Annotated in this window: 12 protein-coding genes and 1 pseudogene; 10 read left to right on the forward strand and 3 right to left on the reverse strand. The window is 41.4% G+C overall.

The features are described 5' to 3' along the window. A pseudogene (locus FTU91_RS06180) lies at positions 1-126 on the reverse strand (DUF4372 domain-containing protein); the annotation flags it as partial. A 947-nt stretch (positions 127-1,073) separates the two neighbouring features. Here FTU91_RS06180 and FTU91_RS06185 point away from each other — a divergent pair. Then, on the forward strand, positions 1,074-1,538 hold the full coding sequence (locus FTU91_RS06185; protein ID WP_180081408.1) for a MarR family winged helix-turn-helix transcriptional regulator: 465 nt from the start codon (positions 1,074-1,076) through the stop codon (positions 1,536-1,538). 365 nt (positions 1,539-1,903) lie between these two features. On the opposite strand, the gene FTU91_RS06190 is transcribed toward FTU91_RS06185, so the two are convergent. After that, positions 1,904-2,095 carry a DUF3565 domain-containing protein gene (locus tag FTU91_RS06190; RefSeq protein WP_180081410.1) on the reverse strand — a complete coding sequence of 64 codons (192 nt, stop codon included), beginning with the start codon at positions 2,093-2,095 and terminating at the stop codon, positions 1,904-1,906. A 116-nt stretch (positions 2,096-2,211) separates the two neighbouring features. Between FTU91_RS06190 and gshB the strand changes: the two genes are divergently transcribed. The 8 genes from gshB to lpxC all read left to right on the forward strand — a co-directional run bounded on the left by gshB (position 2,212) and on the right by lpxC (position 11,602). Next, on the forward strand, positions 2,212-3,162 hold the full coding sequence (gshB, locus tag FTU91_RS06195) for a glutathione synthase (RefSeq protein WP_166170600.1): 951 nt from the start codon (positions 2,212-2,214) through the stop codon (positions 3,160-3,162). Positions 3,163-3,488: 326 nt separating this feature from the next. Next, the gene (gene murG / locus FTU91_RS06200; RefSeq protein ID WP_180081412.1) at positions 3,489-4,586 is read left to right on the forward strand and encodes an undecaprenyldiphospho-muramoylpentapeptide beta-N-acetylglucosaminyltransferase; all 1,098 of its coding nucleotides are present in this window, start codon (positions 3,489-3,491) and stop codon (positions 4,584-4,586) included. Positions 4,587-4,598: 12 nt separating this feature from the next. Further along, positions 4,599-6,047 carry a UDP-N-acetylmuramate--L-alanine ligase gene (gene murC / locus FTU91_RS06205; RefSeq protein ID WP_086196541.1) on the forward strand — a complete coding sequence of 483 codons (1,449 nt, stop codon included), beginning with the start codon at positions 4,599-4,601 and terminating at the stop codon, positions 6,045-6,047. Positions 6,048-6,103: 56 nt separating this feature from the next. Continuing rightward, a complete protein-coding gene (locus FTU91_RS06210; protein ID WP_086196540.1) occupies positions 6,104-7,033 on the forward strand; it encodes a D-alanine--D-alanine ligase in 930 nt (309 codons plus the stop codon). Positions 7,034-7,036: 3 nt separating this feature from the next. Continuing rightward, positions 7,037-7,891 carry a cell division protein FtsQ/DivIB gene (locus tag FTU91_RS06215; protein WP_180041877.1) on the forward strand — a complete coding sequence of 285 codons (855 nt, stop codon included), beginning with the start codon at positions 7,037-7,039 and terminating at the stop codon, positions 7,889-7,891. Between the two features lie 71 nt (positions 7,892-7,962). Continuing rightward, entirely contained in the window at positions 7,963-9,225 is a 1,263-nt protein-coding gene (ftsA, locus tag FTU91_RS06220; protein ID WP_086196538.1) for a cell division protein FtsA, read from the forward strand. A 159-nt stretch (positions 9,226-9,384) separates the two neighbouring features. After that, positions 9,385-10,575: a cell division protein FtsZ gene (gene ftsZ, locus FTU91_RS06225; RefSeq protein WP_086196537.1), complete on the forward strand. Its 1,191-nt coding sequence runs from the start codon at positions 9,385-9,387 to the stop codon at positions 10,573-10,575. 124 nt (positions 10,576-10,699) lie between these two features. Further along, entirely contained in the window at positions 10,700-11,602 is a 903-nt protein-coding gene (gene lpxC / locus FTU91_RS06230) for a UDP-3-O-acyl-N-acetylglucosamine deacetylase (protein ID WP_166170614.1), read from the forward strand. A gap of 97 nt (positions 11,603-11,699) precedes the next feature. On the opposite strand, the gene FTU91_RS06235 is transcribed toward lpxC, so the two are convergent. Further along, a complete protein-coding gene (locus tag FTU91_RS06235) occupies positions 11,700-12,140 on the reverse strand; it encodes a DUF721 domain-containing protein (RefSeq protein WP_180081414.1) in 441 nt (146 codons plus the stop codon). 108 nt (positions 12,141-12,248) lie between these two features. Here FTU91_RS06235 and FTU91_RS06240 point away from each other — a divergent pair, with 108 nt between their 5' ends. Then, a complete protein-coding gene (locus FTU91_RS06240; protein WP_086196534.1) occupies positions 12,249-12,938 on the forward strand; it encodes a M23 family metallopeptidase in 690 nt (229 codons plus the stop codon). The last annotated feature ends 186 nt before the right edge of the window (positions 12,939-13,124 follow it).

Consider the following 13,124-nt stretch of genomic DNA (forward strand, 5'->3'; position numbering starts at 1 on the left):
CTTTTCCTGCTGGGATTCGAGATTGGATTGAATGTCTCTTAAGCTTTGCCGACAAGAAAGTTGGGACATCAATATGGCAACAAACTGATCCCAGCGGGTGGCTGATCTTAATTTTTGCCCAGAGTGGGACAGTAGTGAGCCATGTGCTTCCTTTTTTGTCATTCTTAAGAAAATGAGAGATGACTTAAAAAAATCGACTAAAAAAGTACTCAGGCCTTAAACAAAGCTCTCGCCATATTCATCTTTTGTTTGTTTTTAGGCTGAAAGAAGACGCCAATACATGCTATTGAAGTTGAGCACCGTTTTAATCTATAACCCTCTAAACCGGTATTTATTCAGGGCTAAGACTAAAAGATTTAAGAGAGACTTGCCCCTTTTGCTCAGGCTCCGTATACGGATAGCTCTTAAAATTTTGCGACAAAGAAAACCCGATTTTTCAGAGTAAAATTCCACTTTAAATTTATTCTGTATAAAAATATCTAATAAATTCATGATTAGTTAATAAATTATACAAAATGCATATTGTAAGTTAGTAAAAATAGATTATTTTTCATTCTGTTTTATGAGGTGTTGTGATTTTATACCCTAAAGGTATAAAATTTTTATAGATAAAAATACTAAATTAAACAGTATTTTATTTTTATTCATAAATATAAAAAGACTATAAATTAAATTATAACTTATTTTTTGAGAATAAAAAGTGTAGAAAATGGAGGATTTTTCCAAAATAAATTACTGTAAACTTTGTCACATTTTTACACATTTTCAGAAATAAAATGGTATTTTTTGTGATAGATCATTTAACCATTAAAATGATTTAATCGGCTTGCATAATAACAATAGATAAATATAAAAGGGATTTTCATTTAAACTTTGGCTCTCTAATTCTTTTTATAAAAAAGAGGCTCACAGAAGCGAAAAAGAATTAGAGAGTTAATATTACTTGAGAGTGAGTAGAAAACCTTAATACCAGATATTGAATTGATAAAAATGTAACCTAAAACTAAAGAAGCTAAAATACAATGCGTCTTAAAATAATTTTAATGGTCTTAATATATTAAAAAGGTGAGATTATGGCAAAAAAGTACAATAAATTTTTATCTGGATCTGCAGATTTTAATTTAGAAAATTCTCTGTATCACTGGATTACTCAAGTACATGCTCAATATATACAAAATGTTGATCATGCATTAAAGAAATATGGTTTAGATAATTCGCGCCGTCGTATCTTGCTGGCATTACAATCCAAAAATAAGGCTAGCGTATCTGATCTGTCGGAAATGTTGATTTCTAAAATGTCGACCACCACCAAAGTGGTCTATCGCTTAAAAGAAGAAGGATTAGTAAATACTTATTGTTGTGAAGATGATGCTCGAATTACCCGAGTATTATTAACAGATAAAGGACAACAAATGATTCAAAAAATTAATGATCTCAGCTTAGTCGTATTAGAACAATCTTTTGATGGCTTAACACCGCTACAAATTGAAAAAATGCTGGATAACCTGAAACATATTTTTAAAAATCTTGTCCCTTAAAATAAATTAAAGTGCATAGCTATTTAAATAAATTGCTCATGATTTTTTATTGTGAGAATAAAGAGGATTTGTTTTATATTAGAAATAATTTAATAGTTATAATTTTAATAAAAATTATGAAAGGTTATGTTTTTTTAAGGCTAATAAGGTAATTATTTTGTTAAATAAAAATTAAACTGGTTGAGGTGTGGTTGATGAAAATTTTATTTTTTAAATATTTTGATTTAAACTATCTATACTTTATTATTTAAACAGTTTTAAGTTTTATTGGGTTAAAATAAAATTATTTTTTAAGAGGGGGTAAATAAGATATAATATTGTATTCTGCATAAGTATTTTATTGTTTATCCTTTATGGGATTATAATTAAATTGGTTCTTCACATTTCTTACACTCCAACATTATTCCTAGTTTCTCTTTTCGACCTTGTTCAGTTATCACCCATGGGCGGTTTTGCCAAGGCGGATTATGTCGAACATGCTGGGTATGGCCACAGGCAAGGTCTGCAACCCAATGGTTTTCTTCATCTAAATGAAATCCAATAATCGCTTGTTGCATGAGGTACTCCTTGCCGCTTTCAAATGATTCGATACAAGCTTTATTAAAATTGAGAAAAAAGAAAGATTAAACTCCGCTATACTTTTCTCAAGTTAAAAATACATGAGCAGATCGATATGCGCGTACTTGTTGTGATGGATCCCATCGAAAATGTAAACCTGAAAAAAGATTCTTCTATGGCCATGCTGTGGGCTGCCAGCCGTCGTGGGCATGAGTTGGGTTATGCATTACAGCAAGATTTATATATCGATCAAGGTAAAGCCTTCGGTTTGATTTCACCCCTGAAAGTGTTTGAAGACTATAACCATTATTATGAATTGGGTGAAAAGAAAAAAGAATCGATTGCAGCTTATGACGTGGTGTTGATGCGTAAAGACCCACCTTTTGACATGAATTTTGTTTATACCACGTATATTCTGGAACAGGCTGAGCGTGAAGGGGCGTGGATTATTAACAAGCCGCAAAGCCTGCGTGACTGCAACGAAAAATTGTTCGCCACCCAGTTCCCTGAACTTCAAGTCCCGACTCTGGTGACCTCAAATGAAGGGCTGATCCGCGAGTTTTTGAAAGAACAGGTGGATGTGATTGTAAAACCACTGGATGGGATGGGGGGTACAGGCATTTTCCGCTTGTATCAAGATGGCATCAATATTGGATCGACTATTGAAATGCTGACCAATAACGGTACTCGGCCGATTATGGCGCAGCGTTATATTCCGGAAATTGTTGAGGGCGATAAGCGCATCCTGATGGTAAATGGTGAGCCTATACCTTACTGTTTAGCCCGTATTCCGCAAAATGGTGAAGTGCGCGGCAATCTGGCAGCCGGTGGTCTAGGTCAAGCCCGTCCCTTAACTGAAAATGATAAAGCGATTGCGGCAAAAGTAGGCCCTTATCTCAGAGAAAAAGGCCTGATTTTTGTGGGATTAGATGTAATTGGCAATTATGTGACAGAAATCAATGTTACCAGTCCAACCTGTATTCGTGAGATTGATGCACAGTTTGGCACATCTATTGCCGACGATTTATTTGCTGTTCTGGAAACAGGTTTAAAAGTAAAAGCATAAGTCTGATATTTATAAAAAAGAGTTCCTAAAATAGGAGCTCTTTTTTATTCTGTTTGATCCGTTCCTTTTCTTGCTTTTTATTTGGGGATACAAAGGGACTGGAATTTATGCATTGTTCAAAAGACAGGTCATAAAATTGCTTAAAAAATATATATTTTGCTCGATTATCAATAAAACTAGTTTAAACTTTAAAATCTGAAGAAAAAAACAATGAAACGCATGTTGAAAAAAAGTAAATAACCTTTCACGGTTATGCGTTTGTGATTACAATTGTTAGCTTAAAATCAAATTTCGTTATTCCTATTTTAGAATTGAAGAATTAGACTGTGACCGAAGCAACGCAAACAAAGCCGAAACATGTGATGATGATGGCTGCCGGAACCGGTGGGCATGTTTTTCCAGCACTTGCTGTTGCCAAAGAATTACAGCAGCAGGGAATTCAAGTGTCCTGGTTGGCAACGCCGACAGGCATGGAAAACCGCTTATTAAAAAATCACAATATTCCAATTTACCAGATTGATATTCAGGGTGTACGTGGTAATGGTGCTGTGCGTAAGTTATTGGCACCGTTTAAAATTTTAAAAGCTACTTTAAGCGCCATGCGCTATATGAAACAGCTGAAAGTCGATGCCGTAGCCGGTTTTGGCGGTTATGTGGCTGGTCCCGGTGGTTTGGCTGCCCGTGCCTTGGGCATTCCCGTGATTATTCACGAGCAAAACGCCATTGCAGGTTTTACCAATACCCAGTTATCACGTATTGCCAAAAAAGTGTGTCAGGCATTTCCCGGTACTTTTGCTGAAAGTGCAAAAATTGTGACCACAGGCAATCCGGTCCGTAAAGAAATTACTGAAATTTTAAGTCCATCCTGGCGTTACCAGGAACGTGAAAAAGCTGGTTTGCCGCTACGTGTACTGATTGTCGGTGGCTCACTTGGTGCGCAGGCATTGAATGAGCGTGTACCGGAAGCGTTAAAGCAGCTAAACGTACCATTGAATGTATATCATCAATGTGGTCAAAATCATGCCGAGGCGACTCGTGCCCGTTATGCCGATAAGCCGGCATCGTTGCAGGTTGAAGTCCAGCCCTTTATTGAAGATATGGCTAAAGCTTATGCTGATGCCGATCTGATTATTTGCCGGGCCGGTGCTTTAACCGTGACAGAAATTGCAACGGCAGGTGTGGCAGCTGTTTTTGTGCCGCTACCAAGTGCGGTCGATGATCACCAGACGGCGAATGCCAGATTTTTAGCCAAAACTGGTGCGGCAAAAATTTGTCCGCAAGCTACCTTAACCCCAGACAGTTTAAAAGAACTTTTAGTCCCGTTGATGAATCGCCAATTGTTGTCTGAAATGGCAGTCAAGGCACGTCAACAGGCTCAACCAGATGCAACCCAACACGTGGTTCGTTTAATTCAAGAATTGTAATTAGAGTAATATATGTCTCCATCTACTCCTGCTGATCAAGCAAAAAAGTTAATCAAAGTGCCTGAAATGCGCCGTATCAAACACATTCATTTTGTGGGAATCGGTGGTGCAGGGATGTGTGGCATTGCAGAAGTATTGAAAAACCAGGGCTATCGAGTGTCTGGTTCTGATATTAAGGCCTCAAAAACTACAGCTCAGCTCGAAGAAAACGGTATCAAGGTTTATATCGGCCATGCGGCTGACAATATTAAAGATGCCAATGTACTGGTTGTTTCAACGGCGATTGATCCGGAAAATCCGGAAATCAAGGCAGCGATTGAGAGTCGTATTCCAGTGGTTCGCCGTGCAGAGATGCTTGGTGAGCTGATGCGTTACCGTCACGGTATTGCTGTTGCTGGTACGCATGGTAAAACCACCACGACAAGTTTGGTGACTTGTATGCTGGCAGAAGAAAATCTTGATCCAACCTATGTGATTGGTGGTTTGCTGAACCGTACCGGTGTCAATGCGGCACTGGGTGCCAGCCGTTATATCGTGGCTGAAGCGGATGAGTCAGATGCATCATTCCTGCACTTGCAGCCTATGGCCACCATTGTGACCAACATCGATGCGGATCATATGGATACCTATGGCGGTAGCTTTGATGTCTTGAAAGATACCTTTGTCCAGTTCCTGCAAAAACTTCCATTCTACGGTCTGGCTGTGGTGTGCGGTGATGATGCCAACATCCGTGAAATCATGCCACGTATTGGTCGTCCAGTGTTGACTTATGGTTTTAATGAAGACAATGACATCCGTGCTGTCGATGTCGATCAGGACGGTATGCGTACTCACTTTACCGTGCTGCGTAAAAATCGTGAACCGCTTCGTGTGACGGTGAACCAGCCGGGTCTGCATAATGTGCTTAATGCTTTGGCAGCAATCGGTATCGCTACGGATGAAGGCGTTTCTGATGGCGCGATCTGCCGTGCATTAGAAGGCTTTAGCGGTGTAGGCCGTCGCTTCCAGGTTCAAGGTGAATTTGAGATTGAAGGTGGCAATGTTAAATTGGTGGATGACTATGGTCACCATCCTAAAGAAGTCGAAGCTACCATTAAGGCTGCACGTCAAAGTCATCCAGACCGTCGTCTGGTGATGATGTTCCAGCCGCATCGCTTTACCCGTACCCGCGACTGCTTTGATGACTTCGTCGATGTATTGTCACAAGTTGACCAATTGTTATTGCTGGAAGTGTATCCTGCAGGCGAGAAGCCGATTGTCGGGGCAGATAGTCGCAGTCTGGCGCGCAGTATCCGTTTGCGTGGTGAGGTTGAACCGATTTTGATTGATCCTGTAGATGGCAATTTACAAAATGTGATGCAAAAAGTGTTGCAGCCAAATGACTTGTTATTAACGCAAGGCGCAGGTAATGTGGGGGCGATCTCGGTTGAGCTTGCACAAAATAAATTGTATTTAAAATAATCACTTTGTGTGTTTTTGAGTGTGATCGTTCAGTTATAAAGTTTAAGGATATAAACGTGGCAAATGCTTCAAAATTCGGCAAAGTTGCCGTATTGCTTGGTGGTAAATCAGCTGAGCGCGAGGTTTCTCTAGATAGTGGTAAAGCTGTGCTTGAAGCATTGGTGCGTTCGGGTGTGAATGCCGAAGCTTTTGACCCGCAAGAGCGTAGTGTAACTGAATTGGTGAACTATGACCGTGCCTTTATTGTCTTGCATGGCCGCGGTGGTGAAGACGGTCAAATCCAGGGTACATTGGAATGGTTGAATATTCCTTATACCGGTACTGGTGTGCAAGGTTCTGCGATTGGCATGGACAAGGTGAAAACCAAGCAGGTCTGGCAAGGTTCGGAACTGCCAACGGCCCCCTATCGCATTGTGACCAAAGATTCTGATCTGGATGCCATAGTGGACAGCATTGGTCTGCCGTTTATTATCAAACCGGTACATGAAGGTTCAAGTATTGGTATGAGTAAAGTTGAACGTAAGGAAGACTTTGCCGATGCAATTGCCAAAGCCACTGAGCATGATGCCGTGGTGATGGCAGAAAAATGGATTACCGGCCGTGAATTTACTATTGTGATTTTAAATGGTCAGGCTTTGCCGATTATTCGCTTGGAACCGCCAAAAGATGTGGCATTCTATGACTATGAAGCCAAATACAACCGTAATGACGTGCAGTACGGCATTCCGTGTGGTTTAACCGAAGAAGAAGAAAAACGTCTGCAAGCTTTGTGTTTACGTGCTTTCCAGGCCGTAGGTGCAAGTGGTTGGGGCCGTATTGATGCCATGCAGGATGAACAGGGCAACTTCTGGTTACTGGAAGTGAATACTGTTCCGGGCATGACCAGTCATTCTCTAGTACCAAAGGCGGCAAAAGCTGTAGGCTATAGTTTTGATGAGTTATGTGTGGCGATTTTAGAACAGACTTTAACGGCTGCGGCTCACTAGACTATGGCTCAACTCCCTGCTTCAATGCGTCGTAAACGAGCAGCAATTACCTCTATTCATGAGAAGCCACCTACACCCAAGGAAAAGCTTGCGAATTTGGGTGGCTGGTTGTTGCTGCTGGTTGCACTTGCCGTATTGGCAGTGGGGATTTATGGTCTGTATGGTGTCATGACGGATGCCCAAGTGGCTAAACTGAGTGTGGTGGGTACCCGCTCAGAGGCTGAAAATCGCCAGGTCATGACTCATGTTGCACCTAAGGTGACAGAAAATTATTTTACCTCTGATCTGGAACAAATCCGCGATCAGGCTTTAGAGTTGTCTTGGGTGGATCGCGTGGTAGTCTCACGTGCATGGCCAAATTCAATTCGTGTACGCGTCATGCCGCATCATGCCATTGCCCGTTGGGGAACCGGACGGCTATTGAGTGACAGTGGTGATATTTTTGCAGAAGTGGTGCCGCAGAATAACCAGAAATTACCTTTACTGCATGGTCCCGCTTCTCAGTCAAAAATGATGATGCGTCGCTACAATGAAATTAACCAGTTGTTCCTGCCGGTCAACATTCGTTTAAAAGAATTATATTTAACAGAACGTATGACCTGGTTCATGCAGTTTGATTCGGGTTTGCGCATTATTGTCGATCAGGATCAGACCATGGGTAAACTTCAACGCTTAAGTCATCTGGCACAAAGTGATCTAAAACCGGTTTGGGCTAAAATTTCATCAGTAGACTTGCGTTATAGAAACGGATTGGCCATACAATGGAAGAATGCAGCACCCCCGAATATTGTAAATGGTCATTTTGTTGTAACGATTGATGACACAAGCATTGCAGATACAAGAACGGTAAAGCCATAATTGAGCGGCTTTATATAAAATAGAGGCTTAAGGCCATAAATTAACTAAACACGTAATGGTAGTAGTAGATAATGAATGAAGCTGTTCCCTCGGTTGTTGCGATTGACATTGGGACACACAAAGTTTCAGTTTTGATTGGTAAGGTACATGCGCCAGACAATATCCAAGTGATTGGGATGGCAACAGCTCGTAACCGAGGCATGAATAAAGGGAAAATTGTAAGTCTCGATAAGGTCATCACTGCAATTAAAAATGCCGTACAAGAAGCAGAAGATATGGCTGAATGCCGGGTGCATTCTGCTTGGGTTTCCATTCCAAGTGCAGAATTAAAAAGCTTTTATGCCTCAGGCCGTACTCCGATTGAAAATGGCGACCACACAATTACAACAAGCGAAGTGGTTCGTGCACTCGAATTGGCCAAAGCCAGCCATTTAACTTCAGACCATTATCTGGTGAGTGCGGTACCTTTAGGTTTTGAACTGGATGATTCTGCTGAATGGGTGCAAAATCCGATTCGCATGTCTGCACATAGCATGATCGGGCATTACCAGCTGATGATGTTGCCGATCAGCACCATGCAAAATCTGGATCGTGCATTGAAAGGGGCTAATATTGGCGTGGAGAAAATGGTGGTTTCCTGTTTGGCAACAGCTGAAGCCAGTTTGCTGAAAGATGAAAAAGAATATGGGGTATGTTTGGTCGATATCGGTGCCGGTACCACCAATATTGCCGTTTATCTGGATGGTCGTCTGGCATTGACGCATACTTTGCAGCGTGGGGGAGAGCATGTCACCCGTGATATTGCTGCGGTATTGCAAACCACCACTGAAGAAGCTGAACGGCTGAAATTGTTGTATGGCTGTGTTGACCTGAAAGTGGTTAAACCTGACCATATGATTCAATTTCAGGGCATTGATGGTCCACAGACCATTAGCCGTATTGAATTGGCAGAAATCATTATTGCGCGTTATGAAGAAATTCTGACCCAGGTTCATCAAGAATTAAAGCAGAATGGGGCAATTCATGGTCTGTATCATGGTGTAGTTCTGACGGGTGATGCTAGTCAAATTGAAGGTATGGTGAATTTGGCACGTCATATGTTGGGGGTGTCAGCGCATTTAGGCAATCCACCAGTACAAGTACATGCTGATGAACAGAATCAGGCGGCTTTGCGCCGTTCACAGTATGCCACTGCTGCCGGCTTGTTGATGTTTAGCCAAAGTGATACGCAAGATACTATTGTAGAAGCGACAGATCCTGAAAAACTGACTCTATTTAAGCGGGTCGGTCGGGCATGGTCAGCGTTAAACAATCAGTTAAAATCGATATTTTAAGTGAAATTTATTGGGAATATTGTAAGGAAGTTGTTCGTCTAACGGCTTGCACTTGACAAGCGTGTGGTTGGACAGCATCCTAAACTCAATTTTTATTAAGATCAAGGCAGTATACGGGCTTAAGTGACTGCCAATTACGAATTAGGAAATCCAAAGGTCATGGCCTCATTTGAATTTTTAGAAGATGATCAAAACGATAGCAACGGTCAAGCCCGTTTCACTGTATTTGGTGTTGGTGGTGCTGGTGGTAATGCCGTGCAACATATGCTTGAATCCGACATTCAGGGTGTAAAATTTGTTTGTGCCAATACCGACAAACAAGCTTTAGACCGTATGAATGCGCAATTCAAAATCCAGTTAGGTGAACAAAGCACGCGTGGTCTGGGTGCCGGTGCAAATCCTCAAGTGGGCCAAACCGCTGCTGAAGAAAGCCGTGAGCTGATTCGCCAGCATCTGGAGGGTACCGACATGGTATTTGTCACTGCCGGTATGGGTGGTGGTACAGGTACGGGTGCTGCGCCAGTTGTTGCTGAAATTGCCAAAGAAATGGGCATTTTAACTGTGGGTGTGGTGACGACTCCGTTTAACTTTGAAGGTAAGCGTCGTCAACAGTCGGCGGAAAAAGGCATTGAAGCTCTGGAAGCACATGTCGATTCATTAATTATTATTCCTAACCAGCGTTTGCTTAAAGTCTTCCGTGACATTTCCATGAAAGATGCTTATAAAAAGGCAGATGATGTATTGCTGAATGCAGTGCGCAGTATCTTTGATCTGGTGGTTCGTCCCGGTCATATCAACCTTGACTTCGCCGATTTGAAAACTGCCATGAGTACGCGCGGTTATGCGATGATGGGTGTGGGTTCAGGTCGTGGTGAAACACGTGCCCGTCAGGCGGCTGAACAGGCTATTCGCAGCCCACTACTGGATAACGTGACTATTATGAATGCCAAAGGCATTTTAATTAACGTCACCGGTGGTGATGATGTGACCTTCGGTGAAATTGAAGAAATTACCGATGTCGTCAACCAGATTGTCGATCTGGATGAAGGTCAGGTGTTCTACGGTACGGTCTTTGATCCAGATGCGCGTGATGAAATCAGTGTCACTGTAATTGCAACTGGCTTAACCCGTAATTCAGCGGACTCTGCAGATACGGTAAAACGTCCATCAGTACAGTCTGCAACACGTCCAGTCAATCATACGGCTCAGGCTGTTGTTGAAGATGATGATGTGCCAGCCATTCAACGTCAGCAAAATGAGGCAGGAACGGCACCTGCTCCAGCAGTCGGTTCAGCCCGTCCAACGCCAATGAGTATTCAGGATTACTTGAAAAATCAGCAACGTAAATAATGGTAAATTTATGCAGAATGCATAAATTCAACAGAAAAGGTAGTCGCAAGACTACCTTTTTATTTTTTATCAATGGCTAAATATGCTAACGTATAGCGGTTTGATGAGCAGATGATAGAAAAACATGTTGAAACAACGTACCCTACAGCGTGTCGTGAAAGCGAGCGGTATTGGTCTTCATAGTGGGCAAAAAGTCTTAATTAACTTTGTGCCGCACCATGTGGATGGGGGTATTGTATTTCGACGTATCGATTTAGATCCGCAGGTGGACATTCCAGCAGATGCCATGCTGATTCAAGAAGCATTCATGTGTTCTAATCTGGTTCAGGAAAATGCCAAAGTCGGGACCATTGAGCATGTCATGAGTGCCATTGCAGGACTGGGGATTGATAACCTGATTATTGAAGTTTCGGCTTCAGAAGTTCCGATTATGGACGGCAGTGCTGGTCCATTTATTTACCTGCTGATGCAAGGCGGATTACAAGAACAGGATGCGCCGAAAAAATTTATAAAAATTTTAAAACATGTTGAAGCATTCATTGATGATAAGCGTGCAGTATTTCATCCGCATGACGGCTTCCAGCTCAACTTTACCATTGATTTTGATCATCCTGCATTTAAAAAAGAATATCAGTCAGCAACCATCGACTTTTCTACCGAAACTTTTGTCTATGAAGTCAGTGGAGCACGTACTTTTGGTTTTATGAAAGATCTGGATTATCTAAAAGCCAATAATCTGGCCTTGGGGGCGAGTCTGGACAATGCCATTGGCGTGGATGAAACTGGTGTGGTCAATGAAGAAGGGCTTCGCTTCTCAGATGAATTTGTCCGTCACAAAATTCTGGATGCAGTCGGGGATTTATATCTCTTAGGCCATCAGATTATTGCCAAATTTGATGGGTATAAGTCCGGACATGCCTTAAATAATCAATTATTACGCAATGTTAAAAGTGATCCAAGTAATTACGAAATTGTAACATTTGATGACATTAATCAATGCCCAATTTCTTATGTAAGTGTGACATAAGTTATTGTCTTTTAATGCACACGTTATAGTATAACAAAATGAATTGTTAAGCAGTTCACATGTTTTTTTTCTTAATTCAAAGATATGCCTGTATTGGTTACTTTTTATTTCTTGCCAAACGTAGCATAGCTTGGCTAAGCTTAGGGTCGCTTACAAAGTCGGCAGCACCACGCAGTAAGTCTTGAGTATCTGGACTAAGGGATCGGGACAGAGATTGGGGTTTTAAAGGGGGTTGCGTCTGAATTCTTAATCGTACTTGCAATTTTTGTAAGTCTTTAAATTCAGGTAATTGTAACAATTGTGAGATATATTGCTTTTGAAGATAGGCAAGCTGGCTAATCATAGCTTGATTTGCACCCGTAATCGTCAAAATGCCATGTTGATAACAAACAACTTGCCATTGCTCCGGTTGGGGCAATATTGGTTGAATGAGTTTAGTAAGTTTCTGCCATGCAGCAACTTGTGTAGAGAGAAACGTAAAGTTTCCTGTTTTTAAGTGTTTTCTTGTTTGTTGAAAGATGTTAACTGGTTCCGACATACATTGTTCCTACATACTCGTGTCTTAATCTTACGCACTTCTTTTAGTGGATATCAAGGAAGAGATCACGCAAGGACATTGACTAAGAACAGTTAAAAGAGGTTTTTTATGCATACGCGACGTATTTTATTAGCGTTTTCATTGGCAGCTTCAGCCGCATCTGTGGCTTTTGCAGATTTAGTTGAATTAAATCCTAACTCTAATAATGTATCGGAAGATCGCATTGAACAATTGACTCGTACTTTGGCTCAAGGGTCTTATGCCGAGTCAAATGATATTGATCTTCCTGCTGAAACCAGAATGAATGTTCAATTGCGTGAAAAAACAATTGAATTAAACAATGAATCATTAGCTAAAAAATATGGTTCAAAGAATTCACAAACTTATTCTGGCAATGCTTACTCCTGGTTAGTATCTCATCCCCTTCCAGCCATGAAACGTGTGAGCTCAGACTTTGGTGGCCGTACCATGGGTGGCCGCGCTGAAAATCACTCTGGTCTGGATTTGTCCGCACCAAGCGGTACGCCTATTTATGCAACTGGCCCGGGTGTAGTAACCAAATCGGGTTGGGGTACGGGTTATGGCCAATACGTGGAAATTAATCACGGTAATGGCTATTTAACCCGTTATGCGCATGCATCGCGTTTAATTGCCCGTGTTGGTGATCGTGTAGAAGCTGGAGAGCACATTGCCAATGTGGGGTGTACAGGTCGTTGTACCGGTCCACATTTGCATTATGAAGTAGTGAAAGATGGACAACGCAAAAATCCATCTACTTATTTAGCAATGTTGCCATAAGACAGATGTACATATTCGTTAAAGAGTAACTCTAGGGCATTTAGAGCTTTCGAATATAATAGTATCATTCAAGATAATAGTTATTGTATAAAAAACCGCCTTTATTGGCGGTTTTTTGTTTTATTGCGTAAAGAATGGTCAATGAGTATTTATTATCTAAATAATAGTGGTATTCCGTATTCAGTT

This window comes from Acinetobacter sp. YH12201 (genome assembly GCF_013418145.1).
Classification (GTDB): domain Bacteria; phylum Pseudomonadota; class Gammaproteobacteria; order Pseudomonadales; family Moraxellaceae; genus Acinetobacter.